Raw genomic sequence first — 25,630 nt, forward strand, 5'->3', positions numbered from 1 at the left:
AGAAGGGGCGGGACCGCACCAGCGGTCCCGCCCCTTCGTCGCGTCTCGTCGGGACGCGTCGCCCCCTACGGCCTCGCGCTAACGAGCCGCGCCCTTCGCTCGGTTGAGCAGACCGATCACGAGGCTCACGACCAGCACGATGATGCCGATCCAGATGAGGACCTTCGCGGCCTCGATGGCGACGCCGAGGATGAGCAGCACGGCGCCGACGATGACCAGGGATGAGCCAGAGAGGCATGTCGTCCCTTTCGTCCATGTCCGGCCTGGATTGCCCGGACGTCACCACCGTGCCACGACTTCTCTTCGCTCGCTCGTCGAACGGGCTCCGGCGCCCGCCCGGCCGGATGGGAGAATGGAGCGCGTGACTGCACCCGCTCCTGCCCTCAGCCCGGCGACCGACGCTGCCGCCCCCGGCACCGGCCCGGTCCTCGGGCCGCTGCGGATCGGCCCGATCGTCGTCGAGACCCCGGTCGTGCTCGCCCCGATGGCGGGCGTGACGAACCGCGCCTTCCGCACCCTGTGCCGCGAGGCCGGCGCGAGCGGCGGCGACGACCCGGGCCTGTACGTGGCGGAGATGGTGACGAGCCGCGCGCTCGTCGAGCGCAACCCCGAGGCGCTGCGCATCGTGACGTTCGGCGCGGACGAGACGCCGCGCTCGGCCCAGGTGTACGGCGTGGACCCCGTGACCGTGCGCGAGGCCGTGCGCATCATCGTCGCCGAGGACCGCGCCGACCACGTCGACCTCAACTTCGGCTGCCCCGTGCCGAAGGTCACGCGCAAGGGCGGGGGAGCGGCCCTGCCCTGGAAGCGCGACCTCTTCACCGCGATCGTGCGCGGAGCCGTCGAGGCCGCCCGCCCGTACGGCGTGCCCGTCACCGTGAAGATGCGCAAGGGCATCGACGACGACCACCTCACGTACCTCGAGGCGGGCCGCATCGCCGAGGACCTGGGCGTCGCGGCCGTCGCGCTGCACGCGCGCACGGCCGCCGAGCACTACTCGGGCACCGCCGACTGGTCCGCGATCGCCCGCCTCAAGGAGACCGTCACGAGCGTGCCCGTGCTCGGCAACGGCGACATCTGGTCCGCCGAGGACGCCGTGCGCATGGTGCGCGAGACGGGCTGCGACGGCGTCGTCGTCGGGCGCGGCTGCCAGGGCCGCCCCTGGCTCTTCGCCGATCTCGCGGCCGCGTTCGCGGGCCGTCCCGAGCGCGTGCGTCCCGGGCTGCGCGAGGTCGCGACCACGATCTACCGGCACGGCGAGCTCATGATCGAGTACTTCGACGGCGACGAGGGCAAGGGCATGCGCGACCTGCGCAAGCACATGGCCTGGTACCTCAAGGGCTACGCGGTCGGCGGGGACGCGCGCCGCGCGCTCGCGATGGTCTCGACCCTCGCGGAGCTGCGCGAGCTGCTCGACGCGCTCGACCAGGACGCCCCCTACCCGGGCGAGGCCGCCGAGGGTCAGCGCGGCCGCGCCGGGTCGCCCAAGACGCCGCACCTGCCCTACGGCTGGCTCGACTCGCGCGAGCTCGACGCCGAGCACGAGGAGCGCCTGCGCGAGGCCGAGCTGAGCGTCTCGGGCGGCTGACCGCCGCTCGCGACGGGGCACGGCGCGACCGGCGCGTCGCGGCGCGACCGGCGCCCTGCGAGCGCCGAGACCTGCGCTACGACACCTCCACCGACGACGACGGCCGGGACCCCTCGCGGGTCCCGGCCGTCGTCATGAGCGGCGCGTGGCGTCAGAGCGCGCGGAGCCAGACCGTCGTGTCGGACGGGACGCGCGACTGCGGGACGGCCGAGCGGTCCGTGAGGACCGGGCCCGACGCGACGAGCACCTCGACCCCGCGCGGGAGCACGACCGGCTCGGTGCCGAGGTTCGCGAGCACGACGACGTCGCGGTTGCGGAACGCGACGACGTCCGCCGAGTCGCTGTAGTCCTCGACCCACGCGAGCGTGCCGGAGCCGAGGCGCTCGGCGCGGCGCGTCGCGAGCGCGGCGCGGTACGTCTCGTACGTCGAGCCCTCGACGCCGCGCTGCACGTCGGCGGCGTAGCGCGCGTACGACTCGGGCTGGGGCAGCCACGTCCGGCCGGTCGGCCCGAACCCGTACCCGGGGGCGTCGGCGTGCCAGGGGAGCGGCACGCGGCAGCCGTCGCGGCCGGCCTCGGCGCCCTGGGTGCGGAAGAACGCCGGGTCCTCGCGGACGTCGTCGGGCAGGGCCGTGTGCTCCGGCAGGCCGAGCTCCTCGCCCTGGTACAGGTACGACGACCCGGGCAGGCCGAGCATGAGCAGCGTCGCGGCGCGCGCCCGGCGCAGGCCGAGCTCCTCGTCGGGCTGCGGGTCGTGCGCGAAGATGCCGTTCGGGCGCAGGCCGGGGTCGGCGAGACCGAGGCGCGACGCGTGCCGCACGACGTCGTGGTTGGACAGGACCCACGTGGTGGGGGCGCCGACCTCGTCGTTCGCGCGCAGCGACGCGGCGATCACCGTGCGCAGCGGTGCCGCCGACCACGCGGTCGTGAGGAACGAGAAGTTGAAGGCCTGGTGCATCTCGTCCGGGCGGACGTACCGCGCGAGACGCGAGAGCGGCTCGACCCACGCCTCGGCCACGAGCGCGCGGTCGCCGTCGTACTCGGCGAGGACGCGGTGCCAGGACCGGTAGATCTCGTGCACGCCGTCCTGGTCGAACATCGGGCCGGAGGTCCCGGCGCCCGTCGACCCGTCCTCGGGCGCGCCCGGGTCGGTCTCGTCGTCGGCGGTGCCCTCCACCATGGACACGGTGCCGTCCCAGTCGGGCAGGCCGTCGGCCTTGACCATGCCGTGCGCGACGTCGACGCGGAACCCGTCCACGCCCTTGTCGAGCCAGAACCGCAGGACCTGCTCGAACTCCTCCCGGACCTCGGGGTTGTCCCACGCGAGGTCGGGCTGGGAGGAGTCGAACAGGTGCAGGTACCACTGGCCGGGGGTCTCGCCCTCGGCACCGGTGACCGGGCGGGCGCCGGCGCCCGCGGTGACGCGGGTCCACGCGGGGCCGCCGAAGATCGACTGCCAGTTGTTCGGCGGGAGCTCGCCGTGCTCGCCCTTGCCGTCGCGGAAGACGTAGCGCGCGCGCTCGGGGGAGCCCTCGGGCGCGGCGAGCGCGGCCTGGAACCACGCGTGCTGGTCGGACGTGTGGTTCGGGACGAGGTCGACGACGACGCGGATGCCGCGTGCGTGCGCCTGCGCGAGCAGCTCGTCGAAGTCGGCGAGCGTGCCGAACAGCGGGTCGACGTCGCGGTAGTCGGCGACGTCGTACCCGGCGTCCTTCTGCGGCGAGCGGTAGAACGGGCTGAGCCACACCGCGTCGACCCCGAGCTCGGCCAGGTGGTCGAGCTTGGACGTGACGCCGGGCAGGTCGCCGACGCCGTCGCCGTCGCCGTCCGCGAACGAGCGCGGGTACACCTGGTAGATCACCGCGTCGCGCCACCACTCGGGCGCCTCGCCCGGGCCGGCGTGCACGAGCGCCCCGGTGCTGAGGGGGGCCGGGGCGGTGGCCGTGGCGGTCGTCGAATCGATACGAGTCATCGAGCAGTCGGTCCTCACGTGCGTGGTGTCAGGGATCTTCTTCGGGTGCTGCGCTCGGCAGGTCGCGCGGGGCCGGACCCCGTTCCTGACGAGTGTAAGCGCTTGCGGTGGGGTGTCGGCGAGACCCGCGGCCACGCGGGCACGGGCCCGCGACGACGCCGGGGTCGCGTCAGGCGGTGGGGGCGCCCGTGGGGGCGAGGGGTGCCGCGGCGTCGTCCGCGACCGGTGCCGGCGCGGCACCCGTCGAGTCGCGCACGATGAGCTCGGGCTGGAACAGCAGCTCGGTGCGCGGCGCGCGCTCGCCCGCGATCTCGGTGAGCAGCGCGCTCACCGCGGCGTGCGCCATCGCGCTCACCGGCTGCCGGACCGTGGTGAGCGGCGGGTCGGTGAACGCGATGAGCGGCGAGTCGTCGTAGCCGACGACGGACACGTCCTGCGGCACGCGCAGGCCGCGCGAGCGGGCCGCCCGGATCGCGCCGAGCGCCATGAGGTCGGAGCCGCAGACGATCGCGGTGTGCCCCGAGTCGATGAGCTCGCCGCCCGCGGCCTGGCCGCCCTCGACCGTGTACAGCGTCACGACGACGTGCTCGGCCGCCGCGTCCGCGTCCGCCACGAGGCCGTGCCGGACCAGCGAGTCGGTGAAGCTCGCGAGCTTGCGGCGCGCGGGGACGAAGCGGTCGGGCCCGATCGCGAGGCCGATGCTGCGGTGGCCCAGCGAGACGAGGTGGCGGACCGAGAGCTCGACGCTCGCGACGTCGTCGGGCGAGACGAACGGCGCGTCGATGCCCTCGGCGAAGCCGTTGACGAGCACGATCGGGATGCCGCGGCTGCGCAGCCGCTCGTAGCGCTCGTGGCTCGCCTGGGTGTCGGCGTGGAGGCCGGAGACGAAGACGATGCCGTCGACCGCGTGGTCCATGAGCATGTCGACGTAGTCGTCCTCGGTCGTGCCGCCGGGCGACTGGGTGCACAGCAGGGGCGTGTAGCCGTGCTCGGACAGCAGCGTCTCGATCGTCTGGGCGAACGCCGGGAAGACGGGGTTGGTCAGCTCCGGGACGACGAGCCCGACGAGGCCCGCCGAGCGCGTGCGCAGCGTCGAGGGGCGCTCGTAGCCCAGCACGTCGAGCGCGGCGAGGACCGCCTGGCGGGTCTCGCTCGCGACGCCGGGCTTCCCGTTGAGCACGCGCGAGACCGTCGCGGTGGAGACGCCGGCCTGGGCGGCGAGATCGCTGAGACGGGTGCGCACATGGGGAAGCGTAGGGGACACCGGACCTCCTCGTCCTGGTCGTCCGGTCGGCGAGCCGCGGATCTCCTGGGGAGACGCGCGGACCCGTCGGCCGGGGGAGGTGGTGGGCGCCGGACGGCGCCCTGCAAAGCGTTGCATGAAAGTTACCGCAACGACTTGCACGCGTGCCACCTCGCGCTCTACCGTCGTCGCATCAGGGCCACGGACGGTGCGAGCCGACGTCGGCCACCACCGCACTGCAACACGCTGGGAGTGACCACTGATGCGACGGAGCATCCTTCTTGCCGCCGCGCTGACCACGACGCTGGCGCTGGCCGCCTGCTCGTCCGGCGGCTCGGGCGACGCCACCACCGACGAGCCGAGCGCCGAGGAGACCTCCGCCGGCGGCTCGCTCACCGTCTGGGTCGACGAGACCCGCCAGGACGCCGTGACCGCCGCGGCCGAGTCCTTCGAGGCCGAGACGGGCACCACCGTCGAGGTCGTCCTCAAGAACTTCGAGGACATCCGCGCGGACTTCCTCGCGCAGGTCCCCACGGGCGAGGGCCCGGACATCACCGTCGGCGCGCACGACTGGCTCGGCGAGCTCACGACGAACGGCGTCGTGGCCCCCCTCGAGCTCGGCGACACCGCGGCGGACTTCGAGGACGTCTCCATCGAGGCGTTCACGCAGGGCGGCCAGGTCTACGGCCTGCCCTACGCGATCGAGAACATCGCCCTCATCCGCAACACCGCGCTCGCGCCCGAGGCGCCGGCCACGTGGGACGACGCCGTGGCCGCGGGCCAGGCGGCGGGCGCCGAGTTCCCGATCCTCGTGCAGTCCGACGGCGACAAGGGCGACCCGTACACGCACTACCCGTTCCAGACGTCGTTCGGCGCGCCCGTCTTCACGCAGAACGAGGACGGCTCCTACACGTCCGAGCTCGCGATGGGCGGCCCCGAGGGCCAGGCGTTCGCGCAGTGGCTCGGCGCCCAGGGTGCGGCCGGCGTGCTCAGCCAGGACACGACCTACGACATCGCCGTCGAGGCGTTCAAGAACGGCCAGTCGCCGTTCATCGTCGGCGGTCCGTGGATGATCGACTCGTTCGAGGGCCTCGACCTGTCGATCGACCCGATCCCGAGCGCGGGCGGCCAGCCCGCGCAGCCGTTCGTCGGCGTCCAGGGCTTCTACCTGAGCGCGGAGAGCGACAACGCGATCGTCGCGAACGACTTCCTCGTGAACTTCCTGTCCACCGAGGACGCGCAGCTCGCGCTGTACGAGGCGGGCCACCGTCCGCCGGCGCTGACCTCCGCCGCCGACGCGGCCGCCGCCGACGACCCGATCGTCGCGGGCTTCCGCGCGGTGGGCGCCGAGGCCGTGCCGATGCCGTCGATCCCCGAGATGGCTGCGGTGTGGAGCTTCTGGGGCGTCACCGAGGCCGCGATCGTCAGCGGTGCCGACCCCGTCGCCACCTGGGACAAGATGGTCTCGGACATCCAGGGCGCGATCGAGTCCTGATCCGGGTCCGACGGCCGTCGCGGCGCGCACCCGGTGCGCGCCGCGACGGCCCGTCGCCACCTCCGGCCCGCAGGCCGTGACGCAGCACGACGACGCCTCGCCCCGACACGAGCCGCGTCCGACGACCCCGGAAGGACCACGATGTCTGCCCCTGTGACCACCGCCGACGACGAGCGCGCCGGCACCCCCGGAGCCGACGGCCCGCCCNCGACGACGCCTCGCCCCGACACGAGCCGCGTCCGACGACCCCGGAAGGACCACGATGTCTGCCCCTGTGACCACCGCCGACGACGAGCGCGCCGGCACCCCCGGAGCCGACGGCCCGCCCCCGCGCGGCGACCGCCGCCTGCGCGCCGCGGACTCGTCCCACGCGCGCGACTTCAGCCCGGGGTTCTTCGTCAAGCTCGCGCTCATGGCCGTCGTCGACGCGCTCGGCGTCTACGTGGTGTGGTCCGCGTGGACCGAGGGCTCGTACGGGATCCTCGTGGCGACGCTCGCGATGCTCGCGGCGGCGAACTGGGTGTACTTCTCCCGGCGCGCGCTGCCGCTCAAGTACATCCTGCCGGGCCTGATCTTCCTCCTCGTCTACCAGATCTTCGTCGTCGCCTACACCGGGTACGTCGCGTTCACGAACTACGGCACGGGGCACAACGCGACGAAGGAGCAGGCGGTCAACGCGCTCCTCGTCCAGAACGAGCGCCGCGTCGAGGGCTCGCCGTCGTCGCCTCTCACGGTGGTCGAGGACGGCGGCGCGCTCGGCTTCGCGGTCGTCACCGCGGACGGTGACGTCGAGGTCGGCACCGCGGAGCGGCCGCTGGAGGTCGTCGACGGCGCGACGGTCGACGACGGCCGCGCGACCGCGGTCCCCGGCTTCACGGTCCTGCCGCGCGACCAGGTGCTCCAGCGGCAGGCCGAGGTGACCGAGCTCCGCGTCCCGGTCTCCGACGACCCGGAGGACGGCTCGATCCGCACGACCGACGCGCGCACGGGCTACGTCTACACGTCGGCGCTCGAGTGGGACGCCGCGGCGGACACCATGACGGACACGACGACCGGGACGGTGTACACCCCGAACGACGAGGGCCAGTTCGAGGCCCCCGACGGCTCGACGCTCGCGGTCGGGTGGCGCGTGCCGGTGGGCCTCGACAACTTCGTGACGGCGTTCTCCGATGCCCGCTACGCGCAGCCGTTCGTCAAGATCCTCGTCTGGACGTTCGCCTTCGCCGTCGCCTCGGTCGTCACGACGTTCCTGCTCGGCCTGTTCCTCGCGATCGTCTTCAACGACACGCGTCTGCGCGGACGCAAGATCTACCGCACGCTCGTGATCCTGCCCTACGCGATCCCGGGGTTCCTCGCGGCACTGCTGTGGTCCGGCCTGCTCAACACGCGCTTCGGCTTCGTCAACGACGTCCTGCTGGGCGGCGCGCACATCCCGTGGCTCACCGACCCGTGGCTCGCGAAGCTCTCGGTGATCGGCGTCAACCTCTGGCTCGGCTTCCCGTACATGTTCCTCATCTGCACGGGAGCGCTGCAGTCGCTGCCGTCGGACGTCATGGAGGCGGCGAAGATCGACGGCGCCGGGCGGTGGCGCACGTGGCGCGCGATCACGCTGCCGCTGCTGCTCATCGCGACCGCTCCGCTGCTCATCTCGTCGTTCGCCTTCAACTTCAACAACTTCACGCTCATCTACATGCTCACCGGGGGAGGCCCGCGCTTCGCCGACGCGTCGGTGCCGCTCGGGCACACGGACATCCTCATCTCGATGGTCTACTCGATCTCGGGCATCGACGGGTCGGCCCAGAAGGACTTCGGTCTCGCGAGCGCGCTGTCGATCGTCATCTTCGTCATCGTCGGGACGATCTCGGCCGTCGCCTTCCGCAGCACGCGCAAGTTCGAGGAGATCAGCTGAGATGACGACCACCCAGGTACCCCCCGTCGTGGGCGGGCGTCCCGCGACCGTCGCCCAGCGCCGCATGAAGCCGGGCCGGTGGTTCACCGAGCTCGGCTGGCGCCACGTCGTCGGCGTCGTGGCCGTCCTCTACGCGGCGTTCCCGCTGGTCTACGTGCTCTCGGCGTCGCTCTCCGAGAACGGGACCCTCACCGGCTCGAACACCCTGTTCTCCGACGTGAGCACCGCGAACTACGCCGAGCTCGGCACCACGATGTTCTGGACGTGGATGCTCAACACGCTCGAGGTCGCGATCGCGACGTCCGTGGGCACCGTGCTCATGGGCGCGGCGGCCGCGTACGCGTTCTCGCGCTTCCGGTTCGCCGGCCGGCGGGTCGGGCTCACGTCGCTGCTCATCGTGCAGATGTTCCCCCAGATGCTCGCGTTCGTCGCGATCTTCCTGCTGCTCATCGGGCTGGGCAACGTCGTGCCGGTCCTCGGGCTGAACAGCAAGCTCGCGCTCATCGCGGTCTACCTCGGCGGGGCGCTCGGCGTGAACACGTTCCTCATGTACGGGTTCTTCAACACGGTCCCGCGCGAGCTCGACGAGGCCGCCAAGATCGACGGCGCGACGCACGCCCAGATCTACTGGACGATCATCCTGCGCCTCGTGGCGCCGATCCTCGCGGTCGTCGCGCTGCTGTCGTTCATCAGCACGTTCGGCGAGTTCATCATCGCGCGCATCGTCCTGTCCTCCGAGCGCAACTGGACCCTCGCCGTGGGGCTGTACGGATGGGTGTCCTCCCTCAAGGAGGCGAACTGGGGCCTCTTCACGGCCGGCGCCGTGATCTCCGCGCTGCCCGTGCTCGCGCTCTTCCTCTACCTGCAGAAGTACATCGTCGGCGGGCTCACCGCCGGGTCCGTGAAGGGCTGACCGTGCGCGACGTCGTCGCCCCCGCCCCGCACCACGACGGGTCCGCGCTGTACGTCCCCGAGGGCGTGCCCGCCCTCGGGGACACCGTCCCGGTCCGCGTGCGCGTGCCGCGCGCGGCCGGCGTGCGCGACGTCTGGCTGCGCACCGTGCGCGACGGCGAGCCCCGGCTCGCGCCCGCACGTCTCGACCGGTCGGACGAGCACGAGGACTGGTACGTCGCCGAGGTGCTCGTGCACAACCCGGTGACGTCCTACCGGTTCTTCCTCGACGAGGGCGACGCCGGGTACCGCTGGCTCAACGGACGCGGCACGTGGGACCGCGACGTGCCCGACGCGGCCGACTTCCGGCTCACCGTGCACGACGGCGCGCCCGCGTGGATGCGCGACGGCGTCGTCTACCAGGTCTTCCCGGACCGGTTCGCGCGCTCGGCCGGGGCCGACGGGCGCCCGCTCCCGGAGTGGGCCGTCCCCGCGGCGTGGGACGACGAGCCGCACGGCGCGGGCCCCGACGTCGGCACGCAGTACTACGGGGGCGACCTCGCCGGGATCGAGGAGCGGCTCGACCACCTTCTCGCGCTCGGCGTCACGACCCTCTACACCACGCCGGTCTTCCCGGGGAGGTCCAACCACCGCTACGACGCGAGCACGTTCGACCGCGTCGACCCGCTGCTCGGGGGCGACGCGGCGTACGCGTCGCTGATCCGCGCCGCGCACGCGCGCGGGCTGCGCGTCCTGGGCGACCTCACGACGAACCACACGGGCGCGGGCCACGAGTGGTTCGCGCGGGCGCTCGCGGACCCGGGCGCGCCGGAGCGCGACTTCTACTACTGGGCTGACGGCGAGCCCGGGTACGTGGGCTGGCTCGAGCACGCGTCGCTGCCGAAGCTGTCCTACGGCTCGGCCGAGCTCGGGGCGCGCATGATCGACGGGCCGGGCTCTGTCGTCGGGCGCTACCTGCGCGAGCCGTTCGGTCTCGACGGCTGGCGCATCGACGTCGCGAACATGACGGGGCGCCACGGCGCCGAGGACCGGACGCACGACATCGCGCGGCGCCTGCGCGCGACGATGCGCGGCGTGAACCCGGACGCGGCGCTCGTCGCGGAGCACTTCCACGACGCGTCGGGCGACCTCGCGGGCGACGGCTGGCACGCGAACATGAACTACTCGGCGTTCACGCGCCCGGCCTGGACGTGGCTGTCGCCCGAGGGCTCGGCCGTGCCGTACCTCGGCCTGCCGGTCCGCACGCCCCGGCGCGGCGGGCGCGCCGTCGTCGAGACGATGCGCGAGTTCGACGCCGTGCTGCCGTGGCGGGTCACCGCGTCGCAGTGGAACATGCTCGGCTCGCACGACACCCCGCGCCTGCGCTCGATCGTCGGGTCGCGCGCGATGGTCGAGGTCGCCGCGACGCTGCTGCTCACCTACCCGGGCACCCCGGTGATCTTCGCGGGCGACGAGGTGGGCCTCACGGGCCTCAACGGCGAGCACGCGCGCGCGACGATGCCGTGGGACGACGCGAGCGCGACGGGCGGGGGCCCCGGGCGCTGGGACGGCGCGACGTTCGACCTGTACCGGGCGTTGATCGCGGTGCGGCGCGGCTCGGCCGCGCTGCGCCGCGGCGGGATGCGCTGGGTGCACGTCGACGACGACGCCCTCGTCTACCTCCGGGAGACGCCCGACGAGAGGGTGCTCGTCGCGGTCGCCCGCGCCCCGTGGGACGGCGTGGTGCTGCACCCCGCGCTCGTCGGGCGCGGGGAGGCGGAGCGGCTGCACGGCACGCTCGACCTCGCCCCGCACGACGGCGGCGCGCGGCTCGCGGGCGACGGCCCGGCCGTCGGGGTGTGGCGGCTGCCCTGACCGTGCCCGTGGGCGCCGGGACGCTGCGGGTCAGGAGAACAGGTGCGCGACCCGGCGCACCGCCTCGTCGTACTGCGCGCGGTCGAACGTGAACGCACCGAGCCCCGAGTAGTCCCACTCGGGGCGGAAGGGCTGCGTGAGGTCGCGCCACGCGACGGTCGTCGCGCCGGCGTCGACCGTCACCTCGAACGGCCAGCACGCCGCCTCGTGGCAGTCGCACGCGAGCACCCACGCGTGCCCGCCCGCGGGCGTCCGCCCGCGCCCGTACCACTGGTGCGCGGCGTCGCCGTAGCGGAAGTACGCGGGGACGAGCCCGCCGTACGCGCCCGCGGGGGAGTACCCGCGCGACCGCTCGAACCGGCCCACGAGGTCCACGAGCGAGCGGCCGTCGACGTACGGGACGACCTCGACCACGCCGTCGACGGTGACGGCCCGGAGCTCGAGCGCGTGCGGTGCACCCGTGGCGGGAGGCTACGCCCGCGACGGCTCGCATGCCGTCCGGCACGACCCCTCGCGCGGTGTGACAGGATCGGCCGCGTGACCGTCGAGCGACTCGCGATCCTCTCGGACGTCCACGGCAACCTCTCGGCCCTCGACGCGGTCGTCGCCGACGCCCGCTCGCGCGGCGTGACGACGTTCGTCTGCCTCGGCGACATGGTCGGCAAGGGCCCGCGGGGGAGCGCGGTCGTCGACCGGTGCCGCGAGCTGTGCGCGGTGACGGTGCGCGGCAACTGGGAGGACTTCCTGCCCGCGACGCCCGACGACGGCCCGCCCGAGCACGTGTGGTGGCGCGACGAGCTGCGCCCCGACCAGCGCGACTGGTTCCGCACCCTCCCGCTCAGCCACGACCTGCTCCTCAGCGGGCGGCGCGTGCGCCTGTTCCACGCCTCGGCCGCGTCGGTGCACACCAAGGTGCACCTCGACCACACGCCCGCCGAGCTCGCGGGCATGTTCGCCGCGACCGACCTCACGGGCCCCGGACCCGAGCCGACCGTCGTGGTGTACGGCGACGTCCACGACGCCTACGTCGAGACCCGCCGCGGCCGCACCCTCGTCAACACCGGGAGCGTCGGCAACCCGCTCGACGAGCCCGTGCCCGTGTACGCGGTCCTCGAGGGCGTGCCCGGATCGCCCGACCCGGCGCCGTTCGCGGTCCAGCACGTGCGCGTGCCCTACGACGCCGAGGCGGAGATCGCCGTGGCGTACGACGTCGGCATGCCCGCCGCGGACGCGTGGGCGCGCGAGCTGCGCACCGGCGTGTACCGCGGCCTCCCGCTCGACGAGGCTCCCGCCGCGACCTGACCGGCCTCGTTACGCTGGGGCCCGTGCAGACGTTCGAGCAGGAGGCGTTCGACCCCGCGGTCGTCGGGACCGGGCCGCGCCCGGCGCGCGGCGAGGAGGGGACGGCGTCGTACTCGGACGCCGACACCGAGCGGTGGTTCGTGGAGTCGCCGAAGTCGCGCGCCCGGACGCCGTTCGAGCGCGACCGGGCGCGCATCGTGCACTCGTCCGCGCTGCGCCGACTCGGCGCCAAGACGCAGGTGCTCGGGCCGGGCAGCGACGACTTCGTGCGCACGCGCCTCACGCACACGCTCGAGGTCGCGCAGGTGGGTCGCGAGATCGGCAAGGCGCTCGGGTGCGACCCGGACGTCGTCGACACCGCGTGCCTCGCGCACGACCTCGGGCACCCCCCGTTCGGCCACAACGGCGAGCGCGCGCTCGCGGACCTCGCGGTGGACATCGGGGGGTTCGAGGGCAACGCGCAGACGCTGCGGCTCCTCACGCGGCTGGAGCCCAAGGTCGTCGACGGCGACGGCCGCTCGTACGGGCTCAACCTCACGCGCGCGAGCCTCGACGCGAGCGTCAAGTACCCGTGGGGCGCGGGCGAGGCGCCGCTGCGCGCCGACGGGCGGCCGACGCACAAGTTCGGCGTCTACGAGGACGACCGCCCTGTCTTCGACTGGCTGCGCGCGGGCGCGCCCAGCCAGGTCAAGTGCCTCGAGGCGCAGGTCATGGACCTCGCGGACGACGTGTCGTACTCGGTGCACGACGTCGAGGACGCGGTGGTGGGCGGCCGCATCGAGCTCGCCGTCCTCGACGACCCCGAGGAGCGGGCGCGCGTCGTGCGGGCCGTGCACTCCTGGTACGGCACCGCGTACGACGAGGCGGAGCTCGACGCCGGGATCACCCGCCTCCAGGGGACCGGTCACCTCGTCACGGGGTTCGACGGGTCGCGGCGCGCGCTCGCCGCGCTCAAGGACGCGACGAGCCAGCTCATCGGGCGGTTCACGGGCGCCGCGCAGGACGCGACGCGGGCCCTGTACGGCGACGGTCCCCTCACGCGGTACGCCGCGCGGCTCGTCGTACCGGACGAGACGGTCGCGGAGATCCTCGTGCTCAAGGGCGTCGCCGTCGCGTACGTCATGGCGCCCCGCGAGCAGGAGCCGCTCTACCAGCGCCAGCGCGAGGTGATCGCCGACCTCGTGGAGGTGCTCTCCGACCGGGCCCCCGTCGCGCTCGAGCCGACGTTCGCGGCGGACTGGGAGGCGGCGGCCGACGACGCGGCGCGCCTGCGCGTCGTGGTGGACCAGGTCGCGTCGCTCACCGACGTCTCGGCGATGCAGCTCCACGCGCGCCTCGTGCGCCCGCCCGCCTGAGCGGACGGGCGCACGGCCCGGTCCCCGGTCAGCCGCGCTCGGCGACCCAGGCGTCGCTCGCGCGCTGCACGTCCTGCGCGGTCACGGAGTCCGCGACCGTCGCGAAGTACCAGCGGTGCCCGAACGGGTCGCGGACCGCGGCCTGGCGGAACCCCTCGAACCAGTCCGACGGCTCCGCGAGGCTCGACGCGCCGGCCGCGAGCGCCCGCGCGTACGCGGCGTCGGTGTCCTCGACCGGCACGGTGAACGACGCGTGCGTCGGCGCGCCGGGCTCCGGCGCGGCCGAGTCCGGCGGGAACGCCTCCGCGACCGTGAACGTGCTCGTCCCCGCCGCGGAGACGAGCCGCAGGTCGGAGTGGATCACGACGTCGCCCGCCGTGATGGTGTCGACCACCTCGGCCCCGAGCGCCGCCTCGTAGAAGGCGATCGCCTCGCGCGCGCCGCTCACCGTGACGTTGGGGTGCAGTGCCGACATCTCCATGGTGTCCTCCTCGTCGTGGTCGCCCGCGGTGGCGGGCCGTGACTCCCATGCTCGTGTCGGCGGGTCGTGCCAGTCTTGGAGGAATGCGACAGGTGTTCGACGACGGCCCGCCCGAGGCCTCGCGCACGCACGGCCCGACGACGTCCGTGCGCGGCCTCGTCGACCCGGCCGCGGCGCGGGCAGGGTTCGAGCTCGTGCGGGTCGCACCCGCGCCGGACCTCGCGGACCTCGTCGAGCGGCACTGGGTCGTGCGCTGGGACCTGCCGCCCGGGACGTCGTTCACGCAGGTGCTCGTGCCGCACCCCGTCGCCAACGTCGTCGCGGAGGAGTCCGGGTACGCGGCCCACGGCGTCCCGCCCGGCCTGTTCGAGCGCACGCTCACCGGGTCGGGGGCCGTCGTCGGGACCAAGCTGCGACCCGGCGCGTTCCGGGTCCTGCTCGGGCACCCGGACGCGGTCCGTCCCGGCGTCCGCGTGCCCGCGGCCACGTTCCTCGGCCCGACGGCGGCGCGCACCGGGGCGGCGGCGCTCGCCCTCGCGGTCGCCGGCAGTGACGAGGACGCGGCGCGCACGGTGGAGCCGCTCCTGCGCGCGCGGGCCGCCCGAGCCCGGACGTCGCGCTCGACGCAGGACCTCGACCGCGTGGCGCGCGTGCTCGCGGCGCTCGTGCGCGGCGACCTCGGGCCCGGCGCGGGCGTCGCGGACCTCGCCGCCGTCGTGGGCACGTCGCCGCGGTCGCTCCAGCGCCTGTTCGCGACGTACCTGGGCGTGAGCCCCAAGTGGGTCCTGCAGCGCCATCGCGTGCACCTCGCGGCCGACCTCCTCGCGGCCGACCCGGACCAGGACCTCGCGGCGCTCGCGACGGCCGTCGGCTACTACGACCAGGCCCACCTCGGCACGGACTTCGCACGCGCGACGGGCTCGACGCCCGGCGCCTACGCGCGCCGGTGCGCCGCGTCGCGCGCCGCGCTCGTCGGGTCCGCGGCCGGGTGGCCGATCCCGCGCCCGGGCCGCCCCCGACGTCCGTCCGCGGCGCATAGACTCGCCTCGTGGCAGGCCTGATCCGACGCGAGGACGTGGAAGCCGTCCGCGACCGCGCACGGATCGACGAGATCGTCTCCGCGCACGTCACGCTCAAGACGGCGGGCGTCGGATCGCTCAAGGGCCTGTGCCCGTTCCACGACGAGCGCTCGCCGTCGTTCCACGTGCGCCCCGGCGTCGGGCGCTGGCACTGCTTCGGGTGCGGCGAGGGCGGCGACGTCATCTCGTTCGTCCAGAAGATCGACGGGCTCACGTTCGTCGAGGCCGTCGAGTACCTCGCCGACCGCGTCGGGATCCAGCTCCGCTACGAGGACTCCGGCGGCCCGCAGCGCCCGCGCGAGGAGCCCGGGCGGCGCCAGCGGCTGCTCGAGGCCCACCGCGTCGCGGCGCAGTACTTCGCCGAGCAGCTCTTCGCCCCGGGCGCCCAGGCCGCGCGCGCGTTCCTCGCCGAGCGCAGCTTCGGGCGCGGCGACGCCGAGCACTTCGGCGTCGGGTACGCGCCGACGGGGTGGGACAACCTCCAGCGCCACCTGCAGGGCCGCGGCTTCACGCAGGCCGAGCTCGTCGCGTCCGGTCTCGTGAGCCAGGGCCAGCGCGGCATCTACGACCGGTTCCGCGGCCGCCTCATGTGGCCCATCCGCGACGTCACGGGCGAGATCGTGGGCTTCGGCGCGCGGCGCCTGTACGACGAGGACCAGGGCCCCAAGTACCTCAACACCCCGGAGACGTCGCTCTACAAGAAGTCGCACGTGCTGTACGGCATCGACCTCGCCAAGCGCGAGATCGCCAAGCAGAAGCGCGTCGTCGTGGTCGAGGGGTACACCGACGTCATGGCGGCGCACCTGTCGGGCGTGACGACCGCCGTCGCGACGTGCGGTACGGCGTTCGGCGCCGACCACGCGCGCATCGTCCGCCGCCTCCTCGGCGACACGACCGCGGGCGGCGGGCTCCAGCTCGCCTCCGGCGCGTCCCTCGGCGGCGAGGTGATCTTCACGTTCGACGGCGACGCCGCCGGGCAGAAGGCGGCCGTGCGCGCGTTCGGCGAGGACCAGCGCTTCCACGCGCAGACCTTCGTCGCGGTCGAGCCGAGCGGGATGGACCCGTGCGAGCTGCGCATGTCGCGCGGGCCGGACGCGGTGCGCGCGCTCGTCGACGGGCGCCAGCCCCTCTTCGAGTTCGTCATCCGCACCACGCTCGAGTCGTTCGACCTCGACACGGTCGAGGGGCGCGTGGGCGCCCTGCGCGCGGCGGCGCCGCTCGTCGCGGGGATCCGCGACCGGTCCATGCAGCTCGGGTACGCGCGCTCGCTCGCCCGCTGGATCGGCATCGACACCGAGGACGTGCGCCGCGAGGTCGCGTCCGCCGCGCGCCGCGGCACCCCGGGCCCGGTGCGCTCCGCGCGCAGCGACGACGCGCGCCCCGACGCGGCCGAGGCCGAGCCGACGGTGCCCGCCCTGCCCGCCCCGGACCCGCGCGACCCGGTCGCGCGTCGCGAGCGGCTCGCGCTCGTGGGCGTCCTGCAGTACCCCCAGCACGTCCCGGCGATGTTCGACGACCTGGGCGAGGACGCGTTCGCCGTCCCCGCGTGGCGCGCCGTGCACGCCGCGATCCGCGCGGCCGGCGGCGTGCGCGAGGGCGTGCGGCTCGGACCGGGCCACTGGGTCGAGGCCGTCGTCGAGCAGGCCGCGGAGCCCGTGCGCGCCCTCGTCACCGAGCTCGCGGTCGCGCCCCTGCCCGAGGACCGGGAGGACGTCGTCGGGGGCTACGTCGCGGGCGTCGTGCGGGGCCTCGTGGACCTCGGGCTCACGCGGCGCGTGGCCGACGCGAAGAGCAGGCTCCAGCGCCTGGACCCCGCGGCCGACCTCGCCGCGTACCAGGAGGCGTTCGCGGCGCTGCTCGCGCTCGAGGCGGAGCGGCGCACGCTGCGCGAGGGCGAGATCGCCTGACGCGAGCGGCCCCGCGGCTCAGGCGACGGCGTCCGCCGTGCGTGCGGCGTGGGCGGCGCGGCGGTCGCGCGCGGCCTGCCTGTCGGCGGGCATGAGCGCTGCGAGGGCGACGAGGACGGCGGCGCTCGCGGCGAGCACGAGGAAGACGACGTGGATCGCCGACATGAGGCCCGGGCCCTCGGGCGTGCCGTCCGCGCCGAGCGTCGTGCGCGCGTTGACGATCGCCCCGCACACCGCGACGCCCACGGCCGAGCCGAGCGACCGCGCGAACATGTTGGTGCCCGTCACGGCGCCGCGCTCGGTGAACGCTGCCGACGACTGGGCGGCGATGAGGGTCGGGACGGCGGTGAGGCCCATGCCGACGCCGACGACGAACGTGGTCGCGGCGATCGCGACGACCGGGGAGGTCGCTCCGAGCAGCAGGGTGAGGGCCGTGCCCGTGAGCACGAGCGCGGAGCCGACGACGGCCGTCCAACGGAACCCGACCCGCAGGTAGAGCCGGCCGGCGTTCGAGGCGGAGATCGGCCACCCGACGGTCATCGCGGCGAGCGCGAACCCGGCGACGAGCGGGCCGACGCCGAGGACGCCCTGCGCGTAGATCGGCACGTACGTGGACAGGGCGAGGACGATGACGCCGACGAGCAGCGAGATCGCCGTCGAGACGCCGACCACGCGGCGGCGCAGGATGGCGAGGTCGACGACGGTGTAGCGCGTGCGGCGCGCGTGCGCGGCGAAGACGCCGAGCAGCACGACCGCGGCCCCGAGGACGCCGACCGACGCGGGGGAGGCCCACGCCCACGAGGACCCGCCCTCGAGCAGGCCGAGCAGCAGGAGCGTGCTGCCGCTCGTGAGGAGCACGGCGCCGAGGTAGTCGATCGGCTCGCGCGCCCCCTCGCGCGGCGTCTCGTGGTACCGGCGCAGCAGCATCCACGCGGCGAGGCCGCACAGCGGCACGTTGACGAAGAAGATCCAGCGCCAGCTCACGAACTCGGAGAACACGCCGCCGAGCGTCGGGCCGACGACGGACGAGATCGCCCACACCGACGCGAGGTAGCCCTGCGCCTTCGCGCGCTCCTCGAGCGTGTAGATGTCGGCGGCGACGGTCTGCGACACCGGCATGACCGCGCCCGCGCCGAGCCCCTGGAGCACGCGTCCCGCGACGAGCGCCGACATCGACCACGCGAACCCGCACAGCACCGACCCGAGGAAGAACAGGGCGACCCCGGCGAGCATGAGGCGCTTGCGACCCAGGACGTCGGACAGCCGGCCGAAGACCGGGGTGCCGACCGCCTGCGCGAGCAGATAGCTCGAGAACAGCCAGGGAAGCTGGGCGAACCCGCCGAGCTCGCGGGCGATCGTGGCGGACGCGGTCGCGATGATCGTGGCGTCGAGCGCGACGAGCGCGGTGGACAGCATGAGGGCGAGCAGGACGGGCCCGCGCTCGGAGCGCAGGCCGATCGCGGCGGCTGGCGTCGTGGTCACGACCTACGAAAGCCTCGGGCAACCGTCAGGTATTCCCGGGCGGGCGAGGCGGGCCGGGAATACGGGCCGGGAGACGACTCGGCCCCGGACCGCTGGTGCGGGCCGGGGCCGGTGCTGAGGCTCCCGCGGTAGGACTTGAACCTACGACCGTCCGATTAACAGTCGGATGCTCTGCCAGCTGAGCTACGCGGGATCGAGCGGCTGTCACGGCGTTCACCGTGGCGGCCGGGGAAAACTCTAGCAGGCTCAGAGGGGTAGTCCGGACGCCGACCGGACCCGGCCCTCGGCGGCGTCCACCCGGTCCGTCACCTCGGGGTCCGTGAGGTCGAGCCCCGGGTCCGCGACGACCTGCGAGAAGAGCGCGCCCTCGCCGTCACGGCGCACCGCGACGCGCGCCGTGAGCCCTGCGGCGAACGTCACGGTCTCGGAGAGCACGACCGACGACTGCACGCGCTCGCGCAGCGTCTGCGCGAGCGTCGTGCGCCGCGGGTCGGCGAGGCGCAGGGCGAGCGGCGGCGTGCCGTCGACCCACGTGACCGTGATCGTGGCCGTCTCGGGTGCGTAGCCCGCGCGGTCCACGTCGGACCACGGGCGGCGCACGACGGACCCGCCCGCGGCGTCGCTCGTGAGGAGCTCGGCGCGCGTCGCGACCGCCCACGAGCCGTCGGTCAGCTCGGCCGACGCGAGCACGCGGTCGTGGGCCGGCACGCCGAGCGCACGCCGGACGGGGTCGGGGAGCGAGGGGCGGCGGAACCAGGACACGTGCCCACCGTAGCCGCTCCCGGTCCGCACGCCGGGCGGGGCCGGTATGCTGCCCGCGCGCCCCGTTAGCTCAGCTGGTCAGAGCAGGAGACTCATAATCTCTCGGTCGCGGGTTCAAGTCCTGCACGGGGCACCGGGACGGTGCGGATGCGGTCCGCCGGGGCGCGCGGTGTCATGGCCTCATGACGGTACGGACCAAGCGCGTGCACGAGCCCGCCGACGACGGCGACGGGTTCCGGGTGCTCGTCGACCGGCTCTGGCCCCGCGGCGTGAGCAAGGAGCGCGCGCACGTGGACCTGTGGCTCAAGGACGTCGCGCCGTCGACCGAGCTGCGGCAGTGGTTCCACCACGAGGAGCGGCTCTTCGACGAGTTCGTCGAGCGCTACCGGGCCGAGCTCGACGCGAACGGCGACGCGGTCGCCCGGCTGCGCGACGTCGTCGCGCAGCACCCGGTCGTCACGCTGCTGTTCGGGGCGCGGGACACCGAGCACAACCAGGCGGTCGTGCTGCGCGACTACCTCGCGGGGACCGCCTCGTCGTGAGGCGCCGCCGCGCGGCGGTCCGGCTCCCGCGCGTCCCGGCGCAGGTCCCGGTCGAGCGCGCGGCGCAGCCGCGGACCGAGCGGCCGCTCGACGGCGCGGTGCACCACCCAGGCGAGCAGCACGCAGACCGCGGCCGCGACCGCGAGCGTCGCGGCCCGCGAGAGGTACGGGTGGACGGACTCGATGACCCACCGTCCCCACGACGAGTGCACGAGGTAGAGCGGGTACGTGAGCGCGCCGAGCGCCGTGAGCCAGCCCCACGACACCCGGGCGAGCGGCGTGAGCGTCGCGACCGCGACGACGGCGAAGCACAGGACGATCGCGACCCACCACGTCGCGGGGGAGACGACGACGTCCGTGCTGTTCTCGATGCGCGCGGCCTGGATCCGCCCGGAGACCGCGGCGGCGAGGACGACGTCGAGCGCGAGCGCGAGCCAGAGCACGGGGGAGCGGCGGTCGCGCGTGAGGAGGTAGAGCGCCATGCCGCCGGCGAAGAGCGGGGCGTCGGGAGCGACGAGCACGGTCGCGAGCAGCTCGGATCCCGTCTGCGTGGCGATCGCGCCCGCGACGGGCCACAGCACGACGAACGCGACGACGCGCGCGCGGGTGAGGCCGACGGCGACGAGCACCCCGGCGAGCACGTAGAACCGCAGCTCGGACCAGAGCGTCCAGTACACGGCCTCGAGGTCCGGGATCCCGAACGCGCGCTGGACCATGGTGAGGTTGGCGGCCGCCTGCGGGAGGTCGACGTCGCGCCGCCCCGGGACCACGAGGACGAGCAGCGCGAGCGTGAGCAGGACCGACGCCCAGTAGGCGGGGAAGAGCCGCCCGGCGCGCGACGCCACGAACGCCCGGACGTCCCGGCCCCACGCGGTCATGAGGATGACGAACCCGGAGACGACGAAGAAGAGCTGGACGCCGAACGAGCCGTAGGCGGTGACGCCCTGGACGCCGGGCAGCGACTCGCTCGTCCGCTCGCCCCAGGCGTGGTGGTTCACGGCGACGAAGTGGTACACGAGCACGGCCGAGGCCGCGGCGAACCGAAGTCCGTCGAGCACCGCGAGGCGTGGTTTCTGCAGGGGCATTCGATCGACGTTACCAAATCGTGATCAGCACGCTCGCAGAGCGCCGCCCGGCGTGCGAGCGGCTCCGAGGTCTGGCAGCGTGTCCGCGCCGGTGGGAGTGGCCGGCGGCGCGCGGGGGCCGCGTCCGGCGACGATCGAGGAGGTTCCCGTGGCACAGAGCATCGGCTCGACGGGCAAGGCGGCGGCACAGGGCGCGCGGAGCAGCAGGACGCTCGAGCTCCTGGCCCGCGGCGGGTACGCCGTGAGCGGGCTGCTGCACGTCGTCGTCGGGATCCTCGCCGTGCAGGTGGCGACGGGCTCGGCGTCGAGCGAGCAGGCGGACCAGACGGGCGCGCTCACCGCGATCGCCCAGACCCCGGGCGGCACCGCGCTCCTCTGGTTCGCGGTCGTCGCGTTCGCCGCGCTCGGCCTCTGGCAGCTCACCGTCGCGTCCAGCGGCGGCGCCGAGACGTCGGACCGGCTCAAGGCGGCGGGCAAGGCCGTGCTCTACCTCGCGCTCGGCGTCCTCGCCGTCCAGGTCGTCACCGGGGCCGCGGGAGGTTCCGGCCAGGAGTCGAGCTTCACCGCGACGCTCATGGAGAAGCCCGGCGGCACGCTCCTCGTCGGAGCCGTGGGCCTCGGGATCGTCGCGGGCGGCGTCTACCACGTGGTCAAGGGCTGGCGGAAGAAGTTCCTCGAGGACCTCCAGGGCGGCACGAGCGGTCACGTCGGTCGTGCCGTCGTCACGCTCGGCCGGGTCGGCTACATCGCGAAGGGTGTCGCCCTCGGCGTGCTCGGCGCGCTGTTCGTCGTCGCCGCCGTGCAGCACGACCCCGAGCAGGCGGGCGGTCTCGACGCCGCGTTCGCGACGCTCGCCGCGCAGCCGTTCGGGGCGGTGCTCGTCGTCGCCGTCGGGCTCGGCTTCGCCGCGTACGGCGTCTACTCGTTCGCCCGGGCCCGCTACGCGCGCATGTGACGCGGGCCCCACGCACCGCCGGGGGATGCCGGCCGTCCGCCGTCGTGCGCATGGAAGAATGTGCACCATGGCGATGAGAGAGATCCGGACCATCCCGGACCCCGTGCTCCGCACCCCCTGCGACGAGATCACCACGATCGACGACCGCGTGCGCTCGCTCGTCGCCGACCTCGTCGAGACCGTCGACCACGAGGGACGCGCCGGGCTCGCCGCCAACCAGATCGGCGTCAACCTCCGGGCCTTCTCCTGGAACATCGACGACGAGATCGGGTACGTGCTCAACCCGCGCATCGTCGAGCTCTCCGACGACTACCAGGACGGCGACGAGGGCTGCCTGTCCGTCCCGAACCTCTGGTACCCGACGCGGCGCGCCTGGTACGCGCGCGTCGTGGGCACGGACCTCGACGGCAACGAGGTCGTCGTCGAGGGGACCGAGCTCATGGCCCGGTGCCTCCAGCACGAGTGCGACCACCTGGACGGGATGCTCTACCTCGACCGTCTCGACCGCGCCGTGCGCAAGAAGGCGATGCGCGAGCTGCGCGAGCACCTGTGACGACCGCTCCCTGAGCGCCGCCGGGCACGCCCGGCAGATCTCTCGCGCGAACGCGCGATGTCGTGCAAGATGGGCACGAGACACGCCGCGACGTACCTGTGACGTGCTGTGACACCACCCTCGGTGAGGACGTTGGGGAAGACGCAACCTCGACCTAGGGAGGCAGACATGGCCGGTGCCATCACCCGCGGTGTTCTTTACGTGCACTCAGCACCGCGTGCTCTGTGCCCGCACATGGAGTGGGCCGCGGGCAACGTCCTCGGCGTGCGCGTGTCGCTCGACTGGACCGAGCAGCCCGCCGCGCGCGGCCTCTACCGGGCCGAGTACTCGTGGCAGGGGCCGCAGGGCACGGGCGCGCGCCTCGCGTCGGCGCTGCGCGGCTGGTCGCACCTGCGCTACGAGGTGACCGAGGAGCCCAGCCACGGGGTCGACGGCGGTCGCTGGTCGCACACGCCGGACCTCGGCATCTTCTACGCCCAGACGGACGTGCACGGCAACATCGTGGTCCCCGAGGACCGCATCCGCGCCGCGCTCGAGCAGGTGAGCGAGCCGTGGGCGATGCGCGACGCCCTGCACCTCGCGCTGGGCAAGGCGTGGGACGACGAGCTCGAGCCCTTCCGCTACGCGGGGGCGGGCGCACCCGTCCGCTGGCTGCACCGGGTCGGCTGACCCTCCCCGGACGTACGACGGCGCCCCACCGGTCCTGCCGGTGGGGCGCCGTCGTGCTCGGGTCAGCGCCGCGCGACCGCGCCCTGAGGGCGCCGCGCCCGGAACGGCGCGGGAGGTGCGTCGTCGGCGGTGCCGGACGCGTCCCCGCGCCGCAGCCTCGACCGCACCCACGCCTCGCCGCGCGCGAACGTCGCGTCACGGACGAACAGGCAGTCGCCCGCCATCATGAACAGCGAGAAGAACGGCAGCCCCATGACGACGGCGATGCCCGCGTGCATGGCGAGCACGCCGCCGATCGCGGCGACCCGCGTCCACCGCCACAGGAGCAGGACCGGGAAGAGGAGCTGGACGAGGACGGAGAACCACGTCGCGAGCGCGACCATGACGGTGCTCTGCGCGAGGAGGTCGTTCAGCGCCGGCCACGGGCGGTAGTGGCTGAGCTGCATGGGGTAGTAGATCGCGGTGCCGTCCTGCCACCGGGCGCCCTGCGCCTTGTAGAGGCCCGACGCGACGTAGACGAGGCAGATCTGCGCGCAGGCCGTGACGACCGCGAGGTTGTGCACGAGCGTGCCGAGCTGGTCGAGCGTCGCGTTGAGTCCCGCGGTGCCGAGGCGGCCCAGGGGTCGCGGAGCCCCGTACCGGGCGACGAGCCGGCGACGCCTGCGGGCGTCGAGCGACCAGCGACCGGACAGGTCCGCGAAGCACAGGTAGAGCAGCAGGATCCGGAAGATGTTGTCGCTCTGGTCGCCCACGAGCGGGTTCGACTCGAGGAGGCTCACCCACTGCACGAGCAGGAGCGGGGCGACCCACCGGGTGTGCCAGCCGAGCGTGAACAGCACGGCCGTCACGAGCAGCGCCGCGTACGCGAGCGTGAGGGTCGTGCCGTCCAGGCCGCCCGAGTACAGGGCGAACGGTCCGCTGAAGCCGCCGTCGTCAGCCAGCGGGGCCGCCCACCGGGCGGCCCGCCCCCACAGGTAGTCGCGGTCGGCGGCGTTCGCCAGGAGGAAGACGACGGCGCCCGCCCCGAACGCGATCCGCACGAGCGCGGTGCCGTACGTCGCGCGCCGCGCGTCGGCGACCCAGTGGAGGGCGGCGTCGGAGCGGCCGCGGAGGAAGGTCACCGCGCGGGCGGTGGTCGGCGCGCTCACGAGCGGAACCTCTCGACGGCGGCCGTGAAGGACTCCGAGTCCTGACCCGAGAACTCGTACATCGGGCGACGGCCGAACGTCAGGACCGTCGGCTCCGGCAGCTCGCCGCCGCGGTCGGCGAACGGGCGCGCCGGCTGGCGCACGATGCGGAACTGCACGTAGGCCGGCTCGACGGCGGTCTCGGTCGCTCGCGCGAGCTCGGTCGCGTATGCCGCCATGACCTTGTCGTACGTGAGGACCCGGTCGATGCGCGCCGCGGACGACGGTCCGTCGACGGCGAGCAGCGCCTCGCGCAGGCGGGGCCAGGCGTCGTGGTGGTAGTGCCCACCGAGCACGGCGAGCTCCTCGGGCGAGAGCCGCGTGAGCTGGGCGCGCGCGTCGGTCACGAGCGCGCGCGTCGGGCGGCCGGCGCGCGACGGCAGGACGTGGTGCGTGAGCGTCGTCAGCTCGAGCGCGGTGGCGTCGACCCAGTCGGTGGCCTCGAGGTCGGCGTCGAGGAAGCGGACCTCGAGCGAGTTCTCGACGCGGATCGGGGTCGGGGCGAAGAGGGACCAGTTCTGCTGGAAGACCGGCTCCATGTAGCCGGACAGGGGGGCGGAGACCGCCCGCGGGACGACGCTGCTCGGGGCGACCCAGAGCGCCGTCACGGCGAGGTGTGCCGCGGCGGCGAGCGACAGCACGCCGGCGACGACCTTCACCCAGCGCGGGATCGTGGTGGCAGGGGGAGCGGACAAGGGTTCACCGTTCTCGGGGACGTCCACGTCGTCGTGGGGAACGTCGTCGGCGGGCACCGCGGCCCCGGAGGACCGCGGTGCCCGCCGACGAGGGACAGGCTAGCGGGTCGAGCGGAGGCGGCGGACGCCGAAGCGCGCACCGACCCCCGCGGCGACCAGCAGGAACGCGGCGGCGAGGTAGTACGCCACGCCGTCGACGCCCGTGGTGGCGAGCGAGCCGGAGCCGCCCGACCCACCGGAGCCGGAGCCCGAGCCGGAGCCCGTGCCGCCGGTGCCGCCGGTGCCGCCGTCGGTCGCCGGGACGAGGTAGACCTCGAACGCGGCGACCGTCGAGTCACCCTCGGCGACGCTCGTCGCGGTGCCCGTGTGCGGGCCCGCCTCGAAGTCGGCCGGCACGACGAACGTCCAGCTCACCTGGCCGTTCTCGTCCGCGATCGCGACGGGGAGCACGAGCGGCTCCGAGTTGATGACCGCCTGCACCTCCTCGCCCGGCTCGAAGCCCGACGCGGTGAAGGTCTGCGTCTCACCGCGCTGGACGCGCTCCTTGGCCATCGTGGACGTGAGCTCGCGGCCCTCGTCCCCGTCGACCTCGGTGCCGTCGAC

The 25,630-nt window shown here is 74.2% G+C and carries 23 protein-coding genes, 2 tRNA genes and 1 pseudogene; 14 read left to right on the forward strand and 12 right to left on the reverse strand.

Features of this window, described 5'->3' with window-relative positions; all coding sequences use genetic code 11:
• Positions 1-78: 78 nt before the first annotated feature.
• On the reverse strand, positions 79-201 hold the full coding sequence (locus GJV82_RS20530) for a hypothetical protein (RefSeq protein WP_263971413.1): 123 nt from the start codon (positions 199-201) through the stop codon (positions 79-81).
• Positions 202-352: 151 nt separating this feature from the next.
• On the opposite strand from GJV82_RS20530, the gene dusB reads away from it, so the two are divergent.
• Positions 353-1,588 (forward strand): tRNA dihydrouridine synthase DusB, encoded by a 1,236-nt coding sequence (gene dusB / locus GJV82_RS14715; protein WP_155099744.1) that lies wholly within the window; start codon positions 353-355, stop codon positions 1,586-1,588.
• Positions 1,589-1,739: 151 nt separating this feature from the next.
• On the opposite strand, the gene GJV82_RS14720 is transcribed toward dusB, so the two are convergent.
• Together GJV82_RS14720 and GJV82_RS14725 are read right to left on the reverse strand one after the other, a co-directional pair.
• The gene (locus GJV82_RS14720; RefSeq protein ID WP_155099745.1) at positions 1,740-3,560 is read right to left on the reverse strand and encodes a glycoside hydrolase family 13 protein; all 1,821 of its coding nucleotides are present in this window, start codon (positions 3,558-3,560) and stop codon (positions 1,740-1,742) included.
• A gap of 169 nt (positions 3,561-3,729) precedes the next feature.
• Positions 3,730-4,803 carry a LacI family DNA-binding transcriptional regulator gene (locus GJV82_RS14725; RefSeq protein ID WP_231492846.1) on the reverse strand — a complete coding sequence of 358 codons (1,074 nt, stop codon included), beginning with the start codon at positions 4,801-4,803 and terminating at the stop codon, positions 3,730-3,732.
• 262 nt (positions 4,804-5,065) lie between these two features.
• Here GJV82_RS14725 and GJV82_RS14730 point away from each other — a divergent pair, with 262 nt between their 5' ends.
• From GJV82_RS14730 to GJV82_RS14745, 4 genes are all read left to right on the forward strand, one after another.
• Positions 5,066-6,298: a sugar ABC transporter substrate-binding protein gene (locus GJV82_RS14730; RefSeq protein ID WP_155099747.1), complete on the forward strand. Its 1,233-nt coding sequence runs from the start codon at positions 5,066-5,068 to the stop codon at positions 6,296-6,298.
• Between the two features lie 262 nt (positions 6,299-6,560).
• Positions 6,561-8,207, forward strand: a complete 1,647-nt coding sequence (locus GJV82_RS14735; RefSeq protein ID WP_115942761.1) for an ABC transporter permease subunit — start codon at positions 6,561-6,563, stop codon at positions 8,205-8,207.
• Position 8,208: 1 nt separating this feature from the next.
• Positions 8,209-9,120 carry a sugar ABC transporter permease gene (locus GJV82_RS14740; RefSeq protein WP_024840869.1) on the forward strand — a complete coding sequence of 304 codons (912 nt, stop codon included), beginning with the start codon at positions 8,209-8,211 and terminating at the stop codon, positions 9,118-9,120.
• 2 nt (positions 9,121-9,122) lie between these two features.
• Complete coding sequence (locus GJV82_RS14745) at positions 9,123-10,973, forward strand: glycoside hydrolase family 13 protein (RefSeq protein ID WP_318255512.1); 1,851 nt, start codon at positions 9,123-9,125, stop codon at positions 10,971-10,973.
• A gap of 30 nt (positions 10,974-11,003) precedes the next feature.
• Here GJV82_RS14745 and GJV82_RS20190 read toward each other — a convergent pair whose 3' ends face one another.
• The gene (locus GJV82_RS20190; RefSeq protein WP_034604506.1) at positions 11,004-11,387 is read right to left on the reverse strand and encodes a hypothetical protein; all 384 of its coding nucleotides are present in this window, start codon (positions 11,385-11,387) and stop codon (positions 11,004-11,006) included.
• A gap of 123 nt (positions 11,388-11,510) precedes the next feature.
• Here GJV82_RS20190 and GJV82_RS14755 point away from each other — a divergent pair, with 123 nt between their 5' ends.
• Positions 11,511-12,275 (forward strand): metallophosphoesterase family protein, encoded by a 765-nt coding sequence (locus tag GJV82_RS14755; RefSeq protein ID WP_162290498.1) that lies wholly within the window; start codon positions 11,511-11,513, stop codon positions 12,273-12,275.
• Between the two features lie 23 nt (positions 12,276-12,298).
• Positions 12,299-13,630, forward strand: a complete 1,332-nt coding sequence (locus GJV82_RS14760) for a deoxyguanosinetriphosphate triphosphohydrolase (protein ID WP_024840873.1) — start codon at positions 12,299-12,301, stop codon at positions 13,628-13,630.
• Positions 13,631-13,658: 28 nt separating this feature from the next.
• Here the strand turns inward: GJV82_RS14760 and GJV82_RS14765 are convergent, their stop codons facing one another.
• A complete protein-coding gene (locus tag GJV82_RS14765; RefSeq protein ID WP_024840874.1) occupies positions 13,659-14,111 on the reverse strand; it encodes a VOC family protein in 453 nt (150 codons plus the stop codon).
• An 83-nt stretch (positions 14,112-14,194) separates the two neighbouring features.
• On the opposite strand from GJV82_RS14765, the gene GJV82_RS14770 reads away from it, so the two are divergent.
• Together GJV82_RS14770 and dnaG are read left to right on the forward strand one after the other, a co-directional pair.
• Entirely contained in the window at positions 14,195-15,172 is a 978-nt protein-coding gene (locus GJV82_RS14770) for an AraC family transcriptional regulator (RefSeq protein ID WP_196217268.1), read from the forward strand.
• Positions 15,160-17,097 carry a DNA primase gene (dnaG, locus tag GJV82_RS14775; RefSeq protein WP_115942758.1) on the forward strand — a complete coding sequence of 646 codons (1,938 nt, stop codon included), beginning with the start codon at positions 15,160-15,162 and terminating at the stop codon, positions 17,095-17,097. The genes GJV82_RS14770 and dnaG overlap by 13 nt, the downstream gene beginning before the upstream one ends.
• 18 nt (positions 17,098-17,115) lie before the next feature.
• Here dnaG and GJV82_RS14780 read toward each other — a convergent pair whose 3' ends face one another.
• From GJV82_RS14780 to GJV82_RS14790, 3 genes are all read right to left on the reverse strand, one after another.
• Positions 17,116-18,579, reverse strand: a complete 1,464-nt coding sequence (locus tag GJV82_RS14780; RefSeq protein ID WP_318657685.1) for an MDR family MFS transporter — start codon at positions 18,577-18,579, stop codon at positions 17,116-17,118.
• Between the two features lie 120 nt (positions 18,580-18,699).
• Positions 18,700-18,772, reverse strand: a tRNA-Asn gene (locus GJV82_RS14785).
• 53 nt (positions 18,773-18,825) lie between these two features.
• Positions 18,826-19,341 (reverse strand): hypothetical protein, encoded by a 516-nt coding sequence (locus tag GJV82_RS14790; protein WP_024840878.1) that lies wholly within the window; start codon positions 19,339-19,341, stop codon positions 18,826-18,828.
• A gap of 59 nt (positions 19,342-19,400) precedes the next feature.
• Between GJV82_RS14790 and GJV82_RS14795 the strand changes: the two genes are divergently transcribed.
• Both GJV82_RS14795 and GJV82_RS14800 read left to right on the forward strand, forming a co-directional pair.
• Positions 19,401-19,474: transfer RNA gene (locus tag GJV82_RS14795), tRNA-Ile, on the forward strand.
• Between the two features lie 49 nt (positions 19,475-19,523).
• Positions 19,524-19,883, forward strand: coding sequence for a DUF488 domain-containing protein (locus tag GJV82_RS14800; protein WP_024840879.1), 360 nt, complete (start codon positions 19,524-19,526; stop codon positions 19,881-19,883).
• Here the strand turns inward: GJV82_RS14800 and GJV82_RS14805 are convergent.
• Positions 19,856-20,968 carry an acyltransferase family protein gene (locus GJV82_RS14805; protein WP_155099750.1) on the reverse strand — a complete coding sequence of 371 codons (1,113 nt, stop codon included), beginning with the start codon at positions 20,966-20,968 and terminating at the stop codon, positions 19,856-19,858. The genes GJV82_RS14800 and GJV82_RS14805 overlap by 28 nt on opposite strands.
• 148 nt (positions 20,969-21,116) lie before the next feature.
• On the opposite strand from GJV82_RS14805, the gene GJV82_RS14810 reads away from it, so the two are divergent.
• From GJV82_RS14810 to GJV82_RS14820, 3 genes are all read left to right on the forward strand, one after another.
• Entirely contained in the window at positions 21,117-21,923 is an 807-nt protein-coding gene (locus GJV82_RS14810) for a DUF1206 domain-containing protein (protein ID WP_318657686.1), read from the forward strand.
• Between the two features lie 67 nt (positions 21,924-21,990).
• The gene (gene def, locus GJV82_RS14815) at positions 21,991-22,476 is read left to right on the forward strand and encodes a peptide deformylase (RefSeq protein ID WP_024840882.1); all 486 of its coding nucleotides are present in this window, start codon (positions 21,991-21,993) and stop codon (positions 22,474-22,476) included.
• Positions 22,477-22,644: 168 nt separating this feature from the next.
• Complete coding sequence (locus tag GJV82_RS14820) at positions 22,645-23,145, forward strand: DUF3145 domain-containing protein (RefSeq protein ID WP_021481145.1); 501 nt, start codon at positions 22,645-22,647, stop codon at positions 23,143-23,145.
• 62 nt (positions 23,146-23,207) lie between these two features.
• On the opposite strand, the gene GJV82_RS14825 is transcribed toward GJV82_RS14820, so the two are convergent.
• The 3 genes and pseudogenes from GJV82_RS14825 to GJV82_RS19520 form a co-directional block, all read right to left on the reverse strand.
• Positions 23,208-24,293 carry an HTTM domain-containing protein gene (locus tag GJV82_RS14825; protein WP_196217269.1) on the reverse strand — a complete coding sequence of 362 codons (1,086 nt, stop codon included), beginning with the start codon at positions 24,291-24,293 and terminating at the stop codon, positions 23,208-23,210.
• Positions 24,290-25,027: a DUF5819 family protein gene (locus GJV82_RS19515; protein WP_162290529.1), complete on the reverse strand. Its 738-nt coding sequence runs from the start codon at positions 25,025-25,027 to the stop codon at positions 24,290-24,292. Before GJV82_RS19515 ends, GJV82_RS14825 begins: the two co-directional genes overlap by 4 nt.
• A gap of 99 nt (positions 25,028-25,126) precedes the next feature.
• Positions 25,127-25,630: pseudogene (locus GJV82_RS19520) on the reverse strand (hypothetical protein); the annotation flags it as partial.

The organism is Cellulosimicrobium composti (assembly GCF_009711085.1).
Classification (GTDB): domain Bacteria; phylum Actinomycetota; class Actinomycetes; order Actinomycetales; family Cellulomonadaceae; genus Cellulosimicrobium; species Cellulosimicrobium composti.